17 protein-coding genes are annotated in these 17,901 nt (G+C 63.1%); 3 read left to right on the top strand and 14 right to left on the bottom strand.

The genetic code is table 11. The annotated features are described in order from the left end of the window. Positions 1-224: 224 nt before the first annotated feature. Positions 225-731: an OsmC family protein gene (locus tag NKI18_RS30940; RefSeq protein WP_352621233.1), complete on the top strand. Its 507-nt coding sequence runs from the start codon at positions 225-227 to the stop codon at positions 729-731. 34 nt (positions 732-765) lie between these two features. On the opposite strand, the gene NKI18_RS30935 is transcribed toward NKI18_RS30940, so the two are convergent. From NKI18_RS30935 to rpsF, 13 genes are all read right to left on the bottom strand, one after another. Then, positions 766-987 (bottom strand): hypothetical protein, encoded by a 222-nt coding sequence (locus tag NKI18_RS30935; protein ID WP_254820234.1) that lies wholly within the window; start codon positions 985-987, stop codon positions 766-768. Between the two features lie 130 nt (positions 988-1,117). Next, positions 1,118-1,747, bottom strand: coding sequence for a hypothetical protein (locus tag NKI18_RS30930; protein ID WP_352621235.1), 630 nt, complete (start codon positions 1,745-1,747; stop codon positions 1,118-1,120). A gap of 80 nt (positions 1,748-1,827) precedes the next feature. Then, complete coding sequence (locus tag NKI18_RS30925) at positions 1,828-2,568, bottom strand: SDR family NAD(P)-dependent oxidoreductase (protein WP_254820236.1); 741 nt, start codon at positions 2,566-2,568, stop codon at positions 1,828-1,830. Positions 2,569-2,642: 74 nt separating this feature from the next. After that, positions 2,643-4,112: an amidophosphoribosyltransferase gene (purF, locus tag NKI18_RS30920; protein WP_023677717.1), complete on the bottom strand. Its 1,470-nt coding sequence runs from the start codon at positions 4,110-4,112 to the stop codon at positions 2,643-2,645. A gap of 125 nt (positions 4,113-4,237) precedes the next feature. Then, positions 4,238-4,909, bottom strand: coding sequence for a CvpA family protein (locus NKI18_RS30915; protein ID WP_023677716.1), 672 nt, complete (start codon positions 4,907-4,909; stop codon positions 4,238-4,240). 47 nt (positions 4,910-4,956) lie between these two features. Continuing rightward, a complete protein-coding gene (radA, locus tag NKI18_RS30910) occupies positions 4,957-6,375 on the bottom strand; it encodes a DNA repair protein RadA (RefSeq protein WP_352621237.1) in 1,419 nt (472 codons plus the stop codon). A gap of 228 nt (positions 6,376-6,603) precedes the next feature. Then, a complete protein-coding gene (locus NKI18_RS30905) occupies positions 6,604-8,094 on the bottom strand; it encodes a replicative DNA helicase (protein ID WP_023677714.1) in 1,491 nt (496 codons plus the stop codon). A gap of 206 nt (positions 8,095-8,300) precedes the next feature. Beyond that, complete coding sequence (locus tag NKI18_RS30900) at positions 8,301-9,266, bottom strand: small ribosomal subunit Rsm22 family protein (protein WP_352621240.1); 966 nt, start codon at positions 9,264-9,266, stop codon at positions 8,301-8,303. 3 nt (positions 9,267-9,269) lie between these two features. Beyond that, positions 9,270-9,593 (bottom strand): YnfA family protein, encoded by a 324-nt coding sequence (locus NKI18_RS30895; RefSeq protein ID WP_352501849.1) that lies wholly within the window; start codon positions 9,591-9,593, stop codon positions 9,270-9,272. Between the two features lie 82 nt (positions 9,594-9,675). Beyond that, on the bottom strand, positions 9,676-10,965 hold the full coding sequence (locus NKI18_RS30890) for a cyclopropane fatty acid synthase (protein ID WP_352454398.1): 1,290 nt from the start codon (positions 10,963-10,965) through the stop codon (positions 9,676-9,678). Positions 10,966-11,118: 153 nt separating this feature from the next. Next, a complete protein-coding gene (rplI, locus tag NKI18_RS30885; RefSeq protein WP_352621242.1) occupies positions 11,119-11,703 on the bottom strand; it encodes a 50S ribosomal protein L9 in 585 nt (194 codons plus the stop codon). Positions 11,704-11,915: 212 nt separating this feature from the next. After that, the gene (gene rpsR, locus NKI18_RS30880) at positions 11,916-12,164 is read right to left on the bottom strand and encodes a 30S ribosomal protein S18 (RefSeq protein ID WP_006203718.1); all 249 of its coding nucleotides are present in this window, start codon (positions 12,162-12,164) and stop codon (positions 11,916-11,918) included. Beyond that, positions 12,164-12,664 (bottom strand): 30S ribosomal protein S6, encoded by a 501-nt coding sequence (gene rpsF, locus NKI18_RS30875; RefSeq protein WP_292663863.1) that lies wholly within the window; start codon positions 12,662-12,664, stop codon positions 12,164-12,166. Before rpsF ends, rpsR begins: the two co-directional genes overlap by 1 nt. A gap of 466 nt (positions 12,665-13,130) precedes the next feature. Between rpsF and NKI18_RS30870 the strand changes: the two genes are divergently transcribed. Continuing rightward, a complete protein-coding gene (locus tag NKI18_RS30870) occupies positions 13,131-14,675 on the top strand; it encodes a pilus assembly protein TadG-related protein (RefSeq protein WP_352621244.1) in 1,545 nt (514 codons plus the stop codon). A gap of 39 nt (positions 14,676-14,714) precedes the next feature. Here NKI18_RS30870 and NKI18_RS30865 read toward each other — a convergent pair whose 3' ends face one another. Continuing rightward, the gene (locus NKI18_RS30865) at positions 14,715-16,640 is read right to left on the bottom strand and encodes an LTA synthase family protein (protein ID WP_352621246.1); all 1,926 of its coding nucleotides are present in this window, start codon (positions 16,638-16,640) and stop codon (positions 14,715-14,717) included. Between the two features lie 247 nt (positions 16,641-16,887). Between NKI18_RS30865 and fabD the strand changes: the two genes are divergently transcribed. Then, positions 16,888-17,853, top strand: coding sequence for an ACP S-malonyltransferase (gene fabD / locus NKI18_RS30860; RefSeq protein ID WP_352621248.1), 966 nt, complete (start codon positions 16,888-16,890; stop codon positions 17,851-17,853). Positions 17,854-17,901 lie beyond the last annotated feature (48 nt).

Genomic DNA, 17,901 nt, shown 5'->3' with positions numbered 1-17,901 from the left:
ACCGTCATGTGTCCGCCGCTCCGCTAAACACGGGGGCTGCGCTGCGGACACGCCGACGTCACCGCAATGCCACGCCATTTTGCAGAACTTGACGCACACAACTCCCGTATCGTCAGGTTATACGGGCGAAACCCTGCCAAGCGCTACGCCAGTGGAGACTTGCGTTTGGGCAGGCGGCATCGCCGTTAGGCAGCGAAGCCAGGCAACTATGGGAGAGAAACGAAATGGATGCGATCGCATTGAAGGCCATGCAGGCGCCGCTGAAGGTGGCCTATCGCGACGACGCCTCGCGCGCGCTGATTACTCTCCGCGCCAAAGGCTCGATCGACGACCAATCGATCGCCTGCAAGGTCGAGACAGGCAGGGCGATCGCCATTGCCGGGCTGCATCCGGCGACCGGCGGCACCGGGCACGAACTCTGCTCCGGCGACATGCTGCTGGAGGCACTGGTGGCTTGCGCCGGCGTCACGCTGAAGGCGGTAGCGACGGCGCTGGAATTCAAGCTTGGGGCCGCCACGGTCGAAGCCGAAGGCGACCTAGACTTTCGCGGCACGCTTGGCGTGGCAAAGGATGCGCCGGTTGGCTTCCGCGCCATCCGGCTGACATTTGGCCTCGACACCGACGAGCCGCAGGAGCGCATCGATGCGCTGCTCAAGCTGACCGAGCGCTACTGCGTCGTGTTCCAGACCATCAGCCAGAAGCCGGAACTGACGGTAAGCGCGCGACGCTGACGATCTCCCCCTCAAGGGGGGAGATCACGCTGTCCTACTGCGCCGACGGCTCCTCGGCGTCGCCCTCGTCGGCGAAGGGCGAGGCGCTCGGCACGCACTGCACCGACCAGCCGGCCGGCGTCGGTTGCTTCTGGTATTCGGTTATGGCGAAGGCGCACTGTTCGCGGGTGTCGAATGTGCTGGGCAGCACGACCATGCCGCCTTGCGGGCCGGCGATCACCAGATACCAGACTAACGCTACGCTCGGTGCCGCCATGAGTATTTCCTCGCTCTGCTTGTTTTGGGAGTCGCACGATCCTAGCAACTCCGGCCCAGGGGCGAAAGCTGGGCCAAAGCGCGGCGTTAAGCCACGGCATCACAGCCACGTGACGTCGGGTCGTTTTGGTTCAGTTCACCGCAAAACAATAGAACAGGCCGTCGCCGCCGGTGCCCTTCAGCGCTTCCTGGCTGCAGCCACCGCGTGACGCATGCGAGGAATTCCATGATTTGGCGGCTGCCGAATCATCGAGGCCGGTACGATCGTGATGACCCATCATCGCCACACCTTCTGCTCCGCTCAGCGTCCAGTCGCCGCAGGTCTGGTCGGCTATTTTCGTGCCATCCGGCTTGGAGCCGGTCAACACGTCGTGCCGGTTGGGCGTGTCGCCGCGGCCGTTGACCATTTGGCCCTTTTCGTCGAGTGCCGTCTGTTTGGTGATGGCGTTGGCATCGCTATGCAGGGAAGCGACATCATCGGCGATCTTGACGCCCTTGGCGTTGAACCACGGGCCTTTGCCGATACGTTCGCGTGCATCGGTATCGCTGGTCGAGAGATAGGCGCGCCATGTCTTGCCGGTAACGCCCGCGGCTTCGGCCAGTGAACTACAATGGGCGTCGGCGCCGGCGAGACCGCCGAGATCGGCGCCTTTGCCGGAGCCGATGCTGGTGACGAAAAAGCTCATCGTTGCTTCCTGCGACGACGCGGCGCCGATCACTGCAAGCAGCGCGGTGGCAGTCAAGAGAAGCAGTCTCCGCATATGGTCCTCCGTTTCTCGAATTGTGGCACCCGAACAACGTTGGTGCCGGAGCAATTCTTCCGGCAAAATGCGATGTGTGGCTACTCCGGCTGCCGGTAGGCGACAAAGCGATTGTGCTTGGCCTGGAAGATCAGCCCGGTCTCCTTGAGCGTAGGGCTGGCCAGCGGCACGATACGCTTGGCGATCTCCGAAGGGTGCGGCAGTGTTTCAGGATCCTCGCCGGGTACGGCCTGCGCCCGCATCGCGGTGCGCGTTGCCCCGGGATCGGCGGCATTGACCCTGAGCGGCAGGTTTTCGGTCTCATGCGCCCATGAACGCGTCATGGCCTCGACCGCCGCCTTCGACGCCGCATAAGGCGCCCAGAAGGCGCGTGCGGAGTGGGCAAGGCTGGAGCTCAGCACGATAGCACGGCCGGCATCGGAAAGCCTGAGCAGCGGGTCGACCGAGCGGATCAGCCGCCATGTTGCGGTGACGTTGATGGTCATCACCTTCTCGAAGGTCTTGGCCTCGACATGGCCGATCGGGGCGATGACGCCGAGCACAGCGGCGTTGGCGACCAGTATGTCGAGCTTGCCCCAGCGCTCGTGGATGGCGCCGCCCAGCCGGTCGATCCCCGCCATGTCGGCAAGATCGAGCGGTACCAGCGTCGCCTGTCCGCCACCTGCCTTGATCTGGTCGTCGAGTTCTTCCAACCCGCCGACGGTGCGAGCAACCGCAATCACATGCGCACCGGCCGCGGCAAGCTCCCTGGCGATGAAATAGCCGATACCGCGCGAGGCGCCGGTGACGACCGCAACGCGGCCGGAGAGGTCAAGGCTCATACGATGGATTCCGACAGGCAAGGTGAAACCGCCGTGAGGGGCTAAGGGGAGGGAGACAAACGGACCGGCAAGGCCTACGACCCGCCGGCCGCTAACAGCGACAGCGTGCGCACATTGTCAGAGCCTTCGAAGTCAGCAAGCCGGGTCGGATACTGGCCGGTGAAGCAGGCGTCGCAGAATTGCGGCTGCTCGTTGTCGCGGCCGGCCTCGCCGACGGCGCGGTAGAGCCCGTCGATCGACAGGAAGCCGAGCGAATCGACGCGGATGAACTCGGCCATCTCCTCCACCGACATGCGCGACGCCAGCAGCTTCGACTTTTCCGGTGTGTCGACGCCGTAAAAGCAGGAGGCGCGCGTCGGCGGCGAAGCGATGCGCATATGCACTTCCTTGGCGCCGGCATCGCGCACCATCTGGACGATCTTCTGGCTGGTGGTGCCGCGCACGATCGAATCGTCCACCAGCACCACGCGCTTGCCTTCGATCATGCGGCGGTTGGCGTTGTGCTTGAGCTTGACACCCATGTGGCGGATCGAATCGCCGGGCTGGATGAAGGTGCGGCCAACATAGTGATTGCGGATGATGCCGAGCTCGAACGGAATGCCCGCGGCCTGCGAAAAGCCGATCGCCGCCGGCGTGCCCGAATCCGGCACCGGCACGACGATGTCGGCCTCGACCGGACTTTCCTGCGCCAGCTCGGCGCCGATGCGCTTGCGCACTTCATAGACGTTGCGGCCTTCGACCGACGAATCCGGCCGCGCGAAATAGACATATTCGAAGATGCAGAAGCGGGTCTTCTGCGGCTCGAACGGGAACAGGCTTTCGATGCCCTTGCTGGTGACGACGACCATTTCGCCGGGCTTCAGGTCGCGCACGAAACGCGCACCGATAATATCGAGCGCGCAGGTCTCGGAGGCGAGAATCCAGGCGCCGTCGAGATCGCCGAGCACCAGCGGGCGGATGCCGAGCGGGTCGCGGCACCCGATCATCTTCTTGGACGTCATCGCCACCAGCGAGAAGGCGCCTTCGACTTGGCGCACCGCATCGATGAAGCGCGAATTCAGGTCGCGCTCCTTGCTGGTGGCAACCAGGTGCAGGAGCGTTTCGGTGTCGGAGGTGGAAGAGAAGATGGCGCCTTGCTTCTGCAGGGCGCGCTGAACGGTCATGGCGTTGGTGAGATTGCCGTTATGGGCGACGGCAAAGCCGCCATCGGCAAGTTCGGCGAAGAAAGGCTGGATATTGCGCAGACCGGCGCCGCCGGTGGTGGCATAGCGTGTGTGGCCGATGGCACGGTTGCCTTGCAGGCTGTCGATGACACGCTGCTTGGTAAAGGTGTCGCCGATCAGGCCGACATGGCGTTCGACATGGAATTGGGTGCCGTCATAGGAAACGATGCCGGCCGCTTCCTGGCCCCGATGCTGCAACGCATGCAGACCGAGCGTTACGATGGCTGCGGCGTCCTGCCGGCCGAAAATGCCGAACACGCCGCATTCGTCGTGGAAATGGTCGTCGGCTTCGGCGGAAAGCACGTCGTCTGCGTCTGCCACTGAGGCTGCCATTGGGGCTCAAGCTCCGCTAAAGTCGCCATATAAGGTCATAGCGCATCGAAAGCAACGCACGTCGTGCGGCGTTCACATGATCGACAGTCTTGAGCCTCGCAAGTCTGTCGAAATCAGTTTGCCGGCGCCGGGTTTGCAGGTGCCGGCGTCGCGGGCGCATTGTCGGCCGGCGGCGCATCGCTGTCGTCGGGTGCCGGAGCAGTGGCGTCGTCGCCGGCGGCAGGGGCTTCCGCTGCAGGCGCGTCGGGGGCCAGAGGCGTCTCGGTGGCCGGCTGATTCGGATTGAGCTTGTTGAGGATGGCGTTTTCCGGATCCTCGGGCAGCAGGCTTTCGAGCTTGGCGCCGATCGATTCGAGCAACGGCTTTGACTTGGCGTTGGCAATCCAGCCTGGAGCCTTGGCGCCGGCCAGCCAATTGAAGAAAAGCAGCGCGACAGCGACGACCAGGATGCCGCGCGCCGCGCCATAGAGGAAGCCAAGTGTACGATCGAGCGCGCCGATCCTGGAATCGATGATCCAGTCGGCGAGCTTCATGGTGATGACCGAAACGACGATCAGCGCGACAATGAAGACGATACCGGCGGCCGCCGCCATGGCGGCCTTTTCATTGTCGACATAGGGCTGAATGTAAGGCAGCACCGGCTTGTAGAAGAAGAAGGCGGCGGCCGCGGCGGCTGCCCAGGAGATGATCGACAGGATCTCGCGCGAAAAGCCGCGAACCATAGCGAGCATCGCCGAGACCAGGGTGAAGCCGACGAGAATTCCGTCAAGCAGCGTAATCGGCATGTTTTTCGCCCCACTCCGATCTCTTTTTCACGACTCGACGAGCCGCATCACTCTTGCTCGTCGGCGCGGCTGCGCCGAGAGCCGGCTATGCGCGCCACGAGATCGGCAAGCTCGGTGGGCTGGAAAGCGCCGGCTCCGATCCCCCCGACCCCATTGCCACCAACAAGTTCCTCGCTGCCCAAGGGCAGAACCGCGCGTCCGAAACCCAGCTTTTCGGCTTCCTTGAGGCGCAGCTGCGCATGCGCAACCGGCCTCACCGCACCCGAAAGGCTGATTTCGCCGAAATAGACGCAATCGGCGGGAAGGGCAAGACCGGTGAGCGAGGAAACCAGTGCCGCCGCCACTGCCAGGTCGGCCGCCGGCTCCGAAATGCGGTAGCCGCCGGCAACGTTGAGATAGACGTCGTGCGTGCCGAAGCGGACGCCGCAATGGGCTTCCAGAACCGCCAGGATCATCGACAGCCGGGCACCGTCCCAGCCGACGACGGCGCGGCGCGGTGTGCCCAGCGTCGATGGCGCCACCAGCGCCTGGATCTCGACCAGCACCGGCCGTGTGCCTTCCATGCCGGCGAAAACCGCGGCACCCGGCGACTTCGCATGGCGCTCACCGAGGAAAAGCTCGGACGGGTTGGCGACTTCCCGCAAGCCCTTGTCCGACATTTCGAAGACACCGATCTCATCGGTTGGCCCGAAGCGATTCTTGACCGTGCGCAGGATGCGGTAGTGGTGGCCGCCTTCGCCCTCGAAATAGAGCACCGCGTCGACCATGTGCTCGACGACGCGCGGTCCGGCGATCTGGCCCTCCTTGGTGACGTGGCCGACCAGAACGATCGCCGCCCCTGTGGATTTTGCGTAGCGGATCATCGCCTGGGCGGCGGCACGCACCTGGGTCACCGTGCCGGGCGCCGAATCGGCCATATCGGTCCACAGCGTCTGGATCGAATCGAGAATGACCAGATCCGGCCGCTTACCATCGGCGATGGTGGCGAGGATGTCCTCGACATTGGTTGCGGCGGCGAGCTCGACCGGGGTGTCGGCGACGCCGAGCCGCTGGGCGCGCAGCCTGATCTGCGCGACCGCCTCTTCGCCCGAGACATAGACGATGCGGTGGCCCTTTGCCGCCAGCGCGGCCGCGGCCTGGGTGAGCAGCGTCGACTTGCCGATGCCGGGATCGCCGCCGACCAGCAGCGCCGAGCCGCGCACGAAGCCGCCGCCGGTGGCGCGGTCGAGTTCGCCGATGCCGGAGACGATGCGCGGCGCGTCCTCGATGTCGCCGGAGAGGCTGGTCAGCACCACCGCGCGGCCCTTGCGTGAATTGCGCGTATTGGCCGGGCCGGAACCTATGCCGCCTGACGTGCCTTCCTCGACCAGCGTGTTCCACTCGCCGCAGGCATCGCATTTGCCGGCCCAGCGTTGATGCACCGAACCGCAATTCTGGCAGATGAACTGAATGCGGGATTTGGCCATCAGGCGCGGCCTGCGGCAATTGAAAGACAGGTCGGCGGGACAGCGCCCCCCTCTGTCCTGCCGGACATCTCCCCCTCAAGGGGGGAGATTGGCAGCTCCGATATTGCCGTACATCTAGCAGCATTGACGATTGCCGAAAGCCGAAACGACATCCGATCTCCCCCCTTGAGGGGGAGATGTCCGGCAGGACAGAGGGGGGTGCGAAGGAATGAGACCTGTATCAAGAGGTCACTCGAACCGATCCGGCAAATGATGCTCTTCCGCAAGGTCCGAGAAGCGGGTGAATTCGCCCTGGAAGGCGAGGCTGACCGATCCCGTTGGGCCGTGGCGCTGTTTGGCGACGATGACCTCGGCCTTGCCGCGCATCTCGTTCATCTCGTGTTCCCATTTGATGTATTCGTCGGTGCCCGGCTTCGGCTCGCGGTTCTTCAGATAATATTCCTCGCGGTAGACGAACAGCACCACGTCGGCGTCCTGCTCGATGGAGCCCGATTCGCGCAGATCCGAAAGCTGCGGGCGCTTGTCGTCGCGGCTCTCGACCTGGCGCGACAGCTGCGACAGCGCGATGATCGGCACCGCCAGCTCCTTGGCTAGTGCCTTGAGGCCGGTGGTGATCTCGGTGATTTCCTGGACGCGGTTTTGCGAGGATTTCGCGCTCGATCCCTGCATCAGCTGGATATAGTCGATAACGATGACGTCGAGGCCGCGCTGGCGCTTCAGGCGACGCGCGCGGGCCGACAGCTGAGCGATGGAAATGCCGCCGGTCTGGTCGATGAACAGCGGGATTTTCTGCATTGTCTGCGAGCAGGCGACCAGCTTTTCGAAATCCATCTCGCTGATCTCGCCGCGCCGGATTTTCGACGACGGGATTTCCGTCTGTTCGGAAATAATGCGGGTGGCCAGCTGTTCGGATGACATTTCGAGCGAAAAGAAACCGACGACGCCGCCGTTGGCCGCCTTGAACGAGCCGTCCGCCTGCTGCGCCGGGACATAGGCCTCGGCGATGTTGAAGGCGATATTGGTGGCGAGCGACGTCTTGCCCATGCCGGGGCGGCCGGCAATGATGATCAGGTCGGACGACTGAAGGCCGCCCATGCGGCGGTCGAGATCGCGCAAGCCGGTAGCAACGCCCGACAAATGCCCGTCGCGCATATAAGCCGCATTGGCCATGTCGACGGCGGTCTTGACGGCATCGGTGAAGCTCTCGAAGCCGCCATCGTAGCGGCCGGTTTCGGCCAATTCGAACAGGCGCCGCTCGGCATCCTCGATCTGGTCGGAGGGCGACATGTCGACCGGCGCGTCATAGGCGATGTTGACCATGTCCTCGCCGACAGTGATTAGCGCGCGCCGCGTCGCCAGATCGTAGATGGCGCGGCCATAGTCGGTGGCGTTGACGACGGTGACGGCCTCGACCGCCAACCGCACGACATATTGCGCCACCGTCATGTCGCCGACCTTCTCGTCGGCCGGCAGGAAGGTCTTCAGCGTGATCGGCGTCGCGATCTTGCCCATGCGGATGAGTTCGGCCGCGACCTCGAAGATCTTTCTATGCAGCGGCTCGTAGAAATGGCCGGGCTTCAGGAAGTCGGAGACGCGGTAGAAGGCATCGTTGTTGACCAGTATGGCGCCGAGCAGCGCCTGCTCGGCCTCGATGTTGTTCGGCGCCTCGCGATAGAGCGGTGTTTCCGCCACGCCGAATTTTCGTGCTGCCTCTGCCATGATGTCCCCGGTCCTGATCCCCGTCTCTCGATATCAGAACGAGACAAGTCGGTGATGACTTATCTGCATCAGTCCCCAACCAACCAACTTTGATGCCCGCGATTCACAGCCAGGATCTTTCGGTGGAAAGAATCTCGATTGACTCGAATCAAGATGGCGAGCCTAGCCGTTCTCAGGCGAGAACAAAACAGGAAAATAGCTGCCGGTCATTCCGGCAAGGCATCACCCCAATCCAGTCGCCGCGCGGCCTTGAACGTCTCGCCGTCGCGCTTGGTGAACAGTCGCTCGGCAGCACCCCCATCCTGTTCGCAAAGCTTCAGCAAGACCTTGCCGGAGCCCGACTTCGGCGGTGCGATCACTCGCGCCCGAGGCGGAGCGGCCGGATGGCGGGAGGCCGCGACAAAGATGAATTTCTCGTCCTCCCACGGCACCTCGGCATCCTTGGCCAGACGGTGTAGGCGCGAGCGGGCGACGCGGCGGGCGAAATGGCACCAGTCGGGGGCGACGAGCGGACAGGGCGCCTCATGCGGGCAGGGCGCAAGCACGTGCGCGCCCGCCTCGATCAGCTGCCGCCGCACGGCAAGAATACGCTGCCAGCCGGCCGGCGTGCCCGGCTCGACCACCAGCAGCGTGTCTGCGGTCAGCTGCCAGAGCCGGTCGACGAGTTTTGCCAGCGATGCCGGCGCGATCTCATCCAGCACATAGGCTGAAGTCACCAGCTCGGCCGGCTCCAGATCGACCAGGTCGGTGATGTCGCCGGTCCGCCAGGCGGTCTTGGCCGTGATCGCATCCGCGGCAAGTGCTTCGCCGACCCTTCGTACCGCGGCGCCGGCCTCGAGTAGCACCGCCTGTTCGAGATCCGGCCAGAGATTGATTGTGGCCCAAAGCACCGTGCCAGGGCCGGCGCCGACATCGAGCAAGGTCTTCGGAGCATAGTCGGGCCGAGACTCGCCCACCGCATCGAGGCTGGCGCGAACGGCCGCATAGGTCGCCGGTAGCCGCGTTGCCAGATAGGCCTTCACCGCCATGTCTTCGGCCATGTGCAGGCGACCGTCGCGCAACTCGGCGCGGTAGCGGTCCGACAGCGTCTTTGCCGCTTGCTTAAGCATCGGCAACGGCACCTGTTCGAGAAGGCGCTCGACGCCTTGTCTAAGCGGGATGGGCAGTTCCATCGCTTAGGCAGTCCGAGGTACGAGCAGAATGACCGAGGCGCCAACGATGCAGATCGCGGCACCGGCAAGATCCCAGCGGTCGGGGTGCACGCCTTCCGCCAGCCACAGCCAGGCCAGCGAGGCGGCAATGTAGATGCCGCCATAGGCGGCATAGGCCCGGCCCGCCGCGCTGGTGTCGACCAGCGCCAGCAGCCACGCGAATAGCACGAGCGAGACGAGACCGGGCGCCAACCACAGCGGCGACTTGTCCAGCCGCCACCACGCCCAGAACGAAAAGCAGCCGGCGATCTCGGCAAGTGCGGCGGCGACGTAGAGGAGGTAGGTCATGAAAAAAGGTCCCGCGTTGACGGGACCCTTTTCAGCGTGCCGGCCGGCAATGGCAAGCGGCAATGGTGCAATCGCAGGCAGTCTACTCCGGATCCGCCACCTTGCGGCGGCGAGTGGGCTTGGCCGCAGAAGCCTTTTCACGACGTCCAAGATCGCGCATCTCCAGCGCCTTCTCGCAACTGGCCATGTAGTCGCGCGTCATCGGCAGCGTGTCGTTCTTCTTGGCAATCTGGATCTGGAAGATCACCAGATCCTGCCAGCGGAAGGCAGCTTCCGAGGCGGCAAGATAGAACTCCCACATGCGGCAGAAGCGCTCGTCATAAATCGCCTTGGCCTTGTCGCGGTTGGCCGCGAAGCGCTCGCCCCAATGCTTCAGTGTCTCGGCATAATGCAGCCGCAGAACCTCGATATCGGTGACGACGAGCCCCGATTTTTCGATGGCCGGCATCACTTCGGATAGCGACGGGATGTAGCCGCCCGGGAAGATGTACTTGCGGATGAAGGCGCTGGTTGCCCACGGCACGCCGGAGCGGCCGATCGTGTGCAGCAGCATGACGCCGTCCGGCTTCAGCAGCGTCGCCGACTTGTCGAAGAAGGTGCGGAAATGATTGACGCCGACATGCTCGAACATGCCGACCGAGACGATGCGGTCGAAACGCTCATTGAGCTCGCGATAGTCCTTGATGTCGAAATGCACCCGGTTTTGCAGGCCTTGCGCATGGGCGCGGTCGGTGGCGACGCCGTGCTGCTCGGTCGACAGCGTCACGCCTTGCACGTCGACGTCGAACGCCTTGGCTAGATAGAGCCCAAGCCCACCCCAGCCGGAGCCGATATCAAGAACCGTCTGGCCGGCCTTCAGCCTGAGCTTGGCGGCGATATGGCGCTTCTTGGCCGCTTGTGCCTCGTCGAGCGTCATGTCCGGCTGCTCGAAATAGGCGCAGGAATATTGCATGTCCTCATCGAGGAAGAGGCGGTAGAGGTCGCCCGACAGATCGTAATGGCGCTGCACGTTGCGGCGCGCCCGCGACGCCGTGTTGATCTGCTGCAGGCGCCGGAAGGCGTGGCGCAGACCTTCGATCGCCTTCGACCAGGTGGCATCGATACCGCCGCTGCCCATGTTCTGGAACGCAATCCGCATCACCCCCAGCACGCCGCCCTCGAGAATGTCGAGTTCACCGTCCATGTAGGCTTCCGGCACCGCCAGCATCGGATCGAAGGTTATTGCGCGCTCGGCATGCCTTGTCTTGATGTGCATGTGCACCGGCTCGCCGCTGCCGTCACCGAAAGTCACCATCGAGCCTTGCGGCCCTGTCACCTTGAGATTGCCTATGCGGACCAGGCGGTCGAGAACGCGTTTCAGCAGAATATTCATGACCAATTGTCCCCTCTCGGCCAGACATGCTGTCCTATTCTGCATCAAGATATAGGGGTTCGAAAAGTTCCATTTGGCATAAAAATGCCCGGGTACGAGGCCCGGGCATTGGTCCAGAATAGCGATTAGCCGGCGAATGCCGACGAATGACGATCAGCCGTTGTCTTCGCCGCCTTCGAACTCCGCATTCGGATCGAAGAAGTTTTCCGGCCGCGCATTATCGTTGATGTCCTCGCCGTAGATGGCTTCGGCGGTGGTCAGTGTTTCGCCCTTGGCCTGGCGCTCGGCTTCGTCGGCCGTGCGGGCAATGTTGAGCGTGATGGTAACCTCGACTTCCGGGTGCAGCGCGATCGCCACATTGGTGACGCCGATGGTCTTGATTGGCTGGTTGAGCAGGATCTGGTTGCGGTTGACCGAAAAACCTTCCGCCGTCACCAGCTCGGCGATGTCGCGCGTCGAGACCGAACCATAAAGCTGACCGGTTTCGCCGGCCGAGCGCACGGCGATGAAGCTCTTGCCGTCGAGCTTTTCTGCAATCTGCGCGGCCTCGGATTTGCGCTCCAGGTTGCGGGCTTCGAGCTGGGCCCGCTGTCCCTCGAACTTCTTCTTGTTACCTTCGTTGGCGCGCAGCGCCTTGCCCTGCGGCAACAGGAAATTGCGGGCGAACCCGTCCTTGACCTTGACGGTGTCGCCCATCTGGCCGAGGCGGGAAACACGTTCGAGAAGAATGACTTCCATGGTTTTGTTCCTTCGGTTGGGCGCCTATCCTCAGGATCGGCGCCGAATTGTCTGGAACAGGTCAGGAAGCTGGGGCGTCGTCGCCTATGTCGCTGTCCTGCCTGTCGCGGCAGTTAGGATCTCTTGTCGAAATCCAACCCGGGATTTGATGGCAAACCCTGCGGCGCCCGTCGCCGTGGGAAAAGCGGGCGGCGAACCGCCCGCCTGAAGTGTTAGCGGACCACGTAGGGCAGCAGGCCGAGGAAGCGGGCGCGCTTGATCGCCTTGGCGAGTTCGCGCTGCTTCTTCTGGCTGACGGCGGTGATACGCGATGGCACGATCTTGCCGCGCTCGGAGATGTAGCGCTGCAGAAGCCGCACGTCCTTGTAGTCGATCTTCGGCGCGTTGGCGCCGGAGAACGGGCAAGTCTTGCGGCGACGGTGGAAGGGGCGCCGGGTTGGGATCTGGTTGATGTCGACCATTATTCTGCGGCTCCTTCAAAGCCTTCGCGCGGACGGCGCGGGCCACGATCGGCACCGCCATCGCCGAAGCTGCGCGGCGGACGATCACCACGGTCACCGCGATCGCGGTCGCCGAATGAGCGCGGGCCACGATCGCCACGGTCGCGGTCGCCGAAGCCGCCGCGTTCCGAGCGCTCTTCGCGCTTCTGCATCATTGCCGACGGACCTTCCTCATGCGCATCGACCTTGATGGTCAGGAAACGCAGCACGTCCTCGGACAGGCCCATCTGGCGCTCCATTTCATTGAGCGCGGCCGGCGGGCAGGTGATGTCCATGAGTGTATAATATGCCTTCCGGTTCTTGTTGACCCGGTAGGTGAGGGACTTCAGTCCCCAGTTCTCGACCCGGCCGACGGACCCGCCATTCGCGGTGATGACGCCCTTGTACTGTTCGACAAGCGCATCGACCTGCTGCTGCGAGAGGTCCTGCCGGGCAAGAAACACATGTTCGTATAGAGCCATAGTGTTCGTGCCTTTCTTCGTTTCTCTCCCGGTTCCCGGCGGCAAAAGCCTCTGCAACTTCTCTGGCCCGCAATCCTTGCGAAGGCGGGGAAGAAAGGAGCATGACGAGACGGTCGAGAGCGGAGACACGGGAGGCGGAAGCGCTTCTGGCTTCACGCGAAGGTTTCGAAAAACCTCCGGCCCTCCGTTCAGCCCCCAGCAAGGACCGGCAGATTGCGGGCGTCTATACAGGAATTTGACCGCAAAGCAAGGCCAAACGACAGGGCAAACGGCTCGATTAGCGCCCTACCTTCCAAAGCACAACGGGTCTCGATGGCAAGGTTTTTACGGATTTCCTGAAACCGGACCTTAACCACCATGCGAAGTTCCCTTGCCGGCGGGCGTGGTGTCCACCCGTCCTTCATCATGCGAATGCAAAACGAAACACTTCGCGCGGGGCCGGCAGCACGGCGGTTTTGGGGGTAAAATGCTTTTCGACAAGTTCTGCCGTTCGAAGAGCGGCAACTTTGCCCTGATGCTGGCGTTCGGGTTGCCTGCGGTTCTGACGGCCGTGGCCTTTGCCGTGGACGTGTCCACCTTGATGAGGGCAAAGGTCAGCTTGCAGAACGCGCTCGATGCCGCGAACCTTGCATCTTCGCATCTTGGCGACATCGATGCCACGCGCAAGGACGTCTTCGACCGCTATTTCCAGACCAATGTCGCCGGCCACGGCGAGTTGAGGAACGCCGAAGCGACGCTTACCGTCGAAAGGGGCGTCAATTACATCCAGACAAAGGCTGTCGCCGCGGCCGACGTCAACTTGAACTTCGCCTTCCTGTTCGGCAACGACAAGCGCATTACGGTCGATGCCGGCGCTGTCGAATCGACCAATCAGCTCGAAGTCGTGCTGGTGCTCGACAATACCGGGTCGATGGCCAGCAACGATCGCATCGGCGCATTGCGAACGGCGGCGACGGCCTTGATCGATATGCTCGAAGCGGCGAAGTCGCCGACGCGCAGTGTACGTGTCGCGGTGGTACCGTTCGTCACCGCGGTCAACGTCAAGGGCGAGGACTACGATCCGGCCTGGATCGACACGGCCGGCAAATCGCCGAACAATGGCGTCAATTTCCCCTTGGTCGGCGGCAAGCGCGTCAACCACATGGACCTGTTCAAGCAATTGGGCGTCGAATGGAGAGGCTGCGTCGAGGCGCGGCCCGGAACCAACAATGTTTCCGACATTTCGCCCGACCAAAACAAACCGGACACCCTGTTCGTACCTTATTTCGCACCGGACGATCCAGGGAACGCCAAAAGCCCGAACAGTTCCTACGGCAATTCGGCGACCGGCTACAACAATTCCTATCTCGACGACACGGTTTTCACGCTGCTTCCCGGCCTCAACGGCGACATGGCGAAGTACAGTGTTTCGACGATGAAGCTGATCAACGACAAGAAAGGCCCGCTGACTGTCGGCCCAAACCGGGCCTGTCCGACGCCGATAGTGCCGCTGACCGACGATTTCGACAAATTGCGCAGCGCCGTCGGTGAGATGATCGAATGGAACGGCTCGGGGACCAATGTTTCGGAAGGGCTGTCATGGGGGATGCGGGTGCTCTCGCCGGAACCGCCTTACAGTGACGGCGCGCCTTTCAGGACGTCGGGCACGACCAAAACGGTGCTGCTGCTGACCGACGGCGAAAATGTTGTCTATGGCGCGAAGGATACGCCACAGAAGTCGGACTATGGTTCTTACGGGTTCTTGGCCTCGGGTCGGTTCGGATCCAGCGACCAGACCGCGGCCGCGCGCAATGTCGACGACTGGACAACCAATGTGTGCAACACGCTAAAGAAACAGGACGTGCAGATCTTCACAGTATTGCTGCAGGCCGACACCGCAGCCAACCGCAAGCTCTACGAGGCCTGCGCGTCGTCGCCGTCGGATTATTACCCGACCAACGACGTCAGTCAGCTCGAAAGCGTCTTCCTGAAAATCGGAAGCTCGATTTCGCAACTGCACTTGACGAACTGAACGACGTCAGTCGGCCAACGGCCGTTCCGCCGCCGCTGCTCAACTCGTGTGCGCAGCCACTTTGCCCATGGTCTCGGGGAAGAAATCGGGCGCCGCATGGCGCTTGCCGAACATCATGTCGTATTGCAGCAGACGGAAGTCGCGGATTGCCGGGTCGATGTCTTTCTGACGTGACCAATCGGGGGTGGCATCGCCCGCCGGTGCCAACAGCAAATTGCGGTCGATGACGCGGTAGCGCTCCCGCAACTGGCCGAGGAAGCCGGTGTAATAGGGATGGCTGATGCCGGCAGTCTTCAGGATATGGTAGGGCAGGAAGGCCGGGCTGACGGCGCCCAGATCCTCAGCCGGGCCGCTGCGGTTCGACCAGACGATCAGCGGCGTCTGGTGGTGCAGCAGCATCTGGTCGGCCGCCTCCTTGCGCGGCGCGACATTGTCCTTCAGGAAACCGGTCTCGACGTAGACCGGCCCAAGCGGTGGCAGATGGTCGCCGAAGAAGGCGATGACCGTCGGCCGCTCGCGTTTCTTCGCCCATTCGATCAGCCGCTCAAGGCCGCGGTCCGCGTCGGAAGAGCCTTCGGCGTAGCTCAACAGCGATTCACGCGCCCATTGGCTGATCGGCGCCTGCACCTTGTGGGTTGGATTGTTATAGCGATACGGCTCATACGGCCCGTGGTTCTGCAGGCTGACGGCGAAAAAGAACACCGGCTCGGCGCTGGTATCGGCCTCATGGATGATCTCGTCGGTCATCGCCGCGTCCGACGCGAGCGGTCCGCGCTTTTGCATGGGCGGCAACGTCTCCTCGGACTTGAAGTCGTTGAAGCCGAAATCGGCATAAACGGCTCCACGGTTCCAGAACCAGTTGGTGCCGGGATGAATGGCGCGCGCCCGGTAGCCCTGACTTTTCAGGAAGGTCGCGAGCGAGGGGGTCGGTGTCCGCACATATTGCTGGTAGGGAATACTGCCTGCCGGCAGGAAGGCGTTGGAAAACCCGGTCAGGGCCTCGAACTCGATGTTGGCCGTCATGCCGCCGAATTCGGGCGAGAACATGTAGCCCGTGCGCAGTGCCCGCACGTTGGGGATAGGGTCGGGCGTGATGGTGACGCCGGGCAGCTTGGTCGGATCCCAGAAGGATTCGCTCATGACGACGATGATGTCGGGCTTCTCGGCGGGTACCGAGGCCGTCACCTGCGGTTTGCCGATCGCTTCGATCGCCTTGCCGGAATAGCCGGGCGGCGCCGAGACATGGGCCATCGGAACGTTCAGCGCGAAGGCGAGCGCAAAACCGTTCGAGGCATAGTTTTCCTTCTGGTCCCACATGATCGGGATGATCTGCAGCCGGTCGCGCGTCCACGAGAAAGTGGCATAGTCCATGATGGAAACGAAGAAGGCGATCAGCGGTACTGTCAGCGTCAGCCGGGCAAGGCGGCCCTTGTGGCTGAGCGCCGGAACGCGGCGGCGCCATAGTCGCCAGCCATAGACGAGCAGCGACAGCCCGCCGACGATACCGATCGCCAGGGCAATGGCGGTTCCCGGGCGATCGCGTACCAGGAGCGGCATCAGTGCCACGATCTGCCGGGAATAGAGGAAATCGGTCGGATAGAGCGGATCGCCGAGATAGAGCGACTTCTGGTGGCCGACGAACGCCAGCGACAGCGTCAGCGGCGCGACGATCATCAGGCTCTGATGGCTGCGGCCGAGCACGGCGTCGAGGCCGATGAGGATCAGCGCAAAAATGATGATTGTGGTCCAGCCGGGTTTGAAGGGCTGCAGAAAGAAGTCGATAGTGCCGGCAAAGTTGCCGCGCACGATCAATTCGATGGCGAACACCAGGATGGCCGCGGCCAGCAAGCTGATGAAGCCATAGCGGATGACAGGCCATTTGCGCCCCGGCAGATAGCCGGTCGACGGATCGCCTTCGAGAAACTGTGGCGCAGCCTCGGCTGCACCTTTTCTGGTTCTTGCCACTTCGGTAGTTCCCCGGCCCGCAACAAAAGCGTCACTCGACTGTCATCGAACTGTCACGCAAAGCCTAGCGCCTGTGGCGGAAATAAGAAGAGCCAGCAAACAAATCGTGAGCGGTTTTCATCATGAGTGATCGCCGAAAAGCCTGCCGAAACAGGCACTCGGGCAACGTTGCGCGGTCAACGTTGGACTTGACTTGGTTGTACGCCTTGCGTCACAGGCAACGAGAACCAGCAGCTGGGAGCCGCCGATGGCCATCGCATTCACCTTTCCGGGGCAGGGCAGCCAGGCTGCCGGCATGGGCAAGGATCTCGCCGACGCCTTTGTGGAATCGCGGCGGATCTTCGAGGAAGTCGACGATGCGCTTGGCGAAAACCTATCGAAGCTGATCTGGGAAGGCCCGGAAGAGACGCTGACGCTGACCGCTAATGCCCAGCCAGCGCTGATGGCGGTGTCGCTTGCCGCAATCCGGGCGCTGGAGGCGCGCGGCTTCTCACTGGAAGATAAGGTCACCTATGTCGCCGGCCATTCGCTCGGCGAATATTCGGCACTTGCAGCCGCCGGTTTCGTTTCGGTCGCCGACGCCGCCCGGCTGTTGCGCATCCGCGGCAATGCCATGCAGGCGGCGGTACCGACCGGCGAGGGCGCCATGGCGGCGATCATCGGGCTGGAACAAGCCGACGTCGAAGCCGCTTGCGCAGAGGCTGCCCAAAGCGCGGCCAAAGATCCCGCGCAAGCCTTGGTTTGCCAGATCGCCAATGATAATGGCGGCGGCCAGTTGGTGATCTCCGGCGCCAGGCCGGCGGTCGAACTGGCGGCGAAGCTATGCACGGAGATGGGAGCCAAGCGGGCGCTGATGCTGCAGGTCTCGGCGCCCTTCCATTCGGCATTGATGAAGCCGGCGGCCGAGATCATGCGGGAGGCGCTGGCCGCCGTGACGAAGAGTGCGCCGGTCGTGCCGCTGGTCTCCAATGTTACGGTGACCCCGACGAGCGATCCGGACGAGATCGCCCGCCGCCTCGTCGAACAGGTGGTCGGGCGCGTGCGCTGGCGCGAAACGGTGGAGTGGTTCGGCGCGAATGACGTTGCGACGCTCTATGAGGTGGGCGCCGGCAAGGTGTTGTCGGGACTGGCCCGCCGCATCAACCGCGACATTGCCATCAGCGCCATCGGATCCGCGGCGGAGGTCGAGGCGGCGCTGGCGGCGTTGGGGTGAACCAAATGGCTTGAATTCACCGGCGCTAGGCAGCTAGATGAATACATG

The sequence above is a fragment of the Mesorhizobium sp. M0800 genome (assembly GCF_040320095.1).
Taxonomy (GTDB): Bacteria; Pseudomonadota; Alphaproteobacteria; order Rhizobiales; family Rhizobiaceae; genus Mesorhizobium.
Note: the sequence above shows the minus strand (reverse complement) of the source record. Positions and strands in the feature narration are given on the sequence as shown.

Excerpts from the sequence above, each read along its gene's own strand:
- rplI (WP_352621242.1), bottom strand. The coding sequence starts at position 11,703 with ATGGAAGTCATTCTTCTCGAACGTGTTTCCCGCCTCGGCCAGATGGGC.
- NKI18_RS30935 (WP_254820234.1), bottom strand. The coding sequence starts at position 987 with ATGGCGGCACCGAGCGTAGCGTTAGTCTGGTATCTGGTGATCGCCGGC.
- NKI18_RS30890 (WP_352454398.1), bottom strand. The coding sequence starts at position 10,965 with ATGAATATTCTGCTGAAACGCGTTCTCGACCGCCTGGTCCGCATAGGC.
- fabD (WP_352621248.1), top strand. The coding sequence starts at position 16,888 with ATGGCCATCGCATTCACCTTTCCGGGGCAGGGCAGCCAGGCTGCCGGC.
- NKI18_RS30925 (WP_254820236.1), bottom strand. The coding sequence starts at position 2,568 with ATGAGCCTTGACCTCTCCGGCCGCGTTGCGGTCGTCACCGGCGCCTCG.
- NKI18_RS30930 (WP_352621235.1), bottom strand. The coding sequence starts at position 1,747 with ATGCGGAGACTGCTTCTCTTGACTGCCACCGCGCTGCTTGCAGTGATC.
- NKI18_RS30870 (WP_352621244.1), top strand. The coding sequence starts at position 13,131 with ATGCTTTTCGACAAGTTCTGCCGTTCGAAGAGCGGCAACTTTGCCCTG.
- rpsF (WP_292663863.1), bottom strand. The coding sequence starts at position 12,664 with ATGGCTCTATACGAACATGTGTTTCTTGCCCGGCAGGACCTCTCGCAG.
- NKI18_RS30900 (WP_352621240.1), bottom strand. The coding sequence starts at position 9,266 with ATGGAACTGCCCATCCCGCTTAGACAAGGCGTCGAGCGCCTTCTCGAA.
- radA (WP_352621237.1), bottom strand. The coding sequence starts at position 6,375 with ATGGCCAAATCCCGCATTCAGTTCATCTGCCAGAATTGCGGTTCGGTG.
- NKI18_RS30895 (WP_352501849.1), bottom strand. The coding sequence starts at position 9,593 with ATGACCTACCTCCTCTACGTCGCCGCCGCACTTGCCGAGATCGCCGGC.
- NKI18_RS30905 (WP_023677714.1), bottom strand. The coding sequence starts at position 8,094 with ATGGCAGAGGCAGCACGAAAATTCGGCGTGGCGGAAACACCGCTCTAT.
- NKI18_RS30940 (WP_352621233.1), top strand. The coding sequence starts at position 225 with ATGGATGCGATCGCATTGAAGGCCATGCAGGCGCCGCTGAAGGTGGCC.
- rpsR (WP_006203718.1), bottom strand. The coding sequence starts at position 12,164 with ATGGTCGACATCAACCAGATCCCAACCCGGCGCCCCTTCCACCGTCGC.
- NKI18_RS30915 (WP_023677716.1), bottom strand. The coding sequence starts at position 4,909 with ATGCCGATTACGCTGCTTGACGGAATTCTCGTCGGCTTCACCCTGGTC.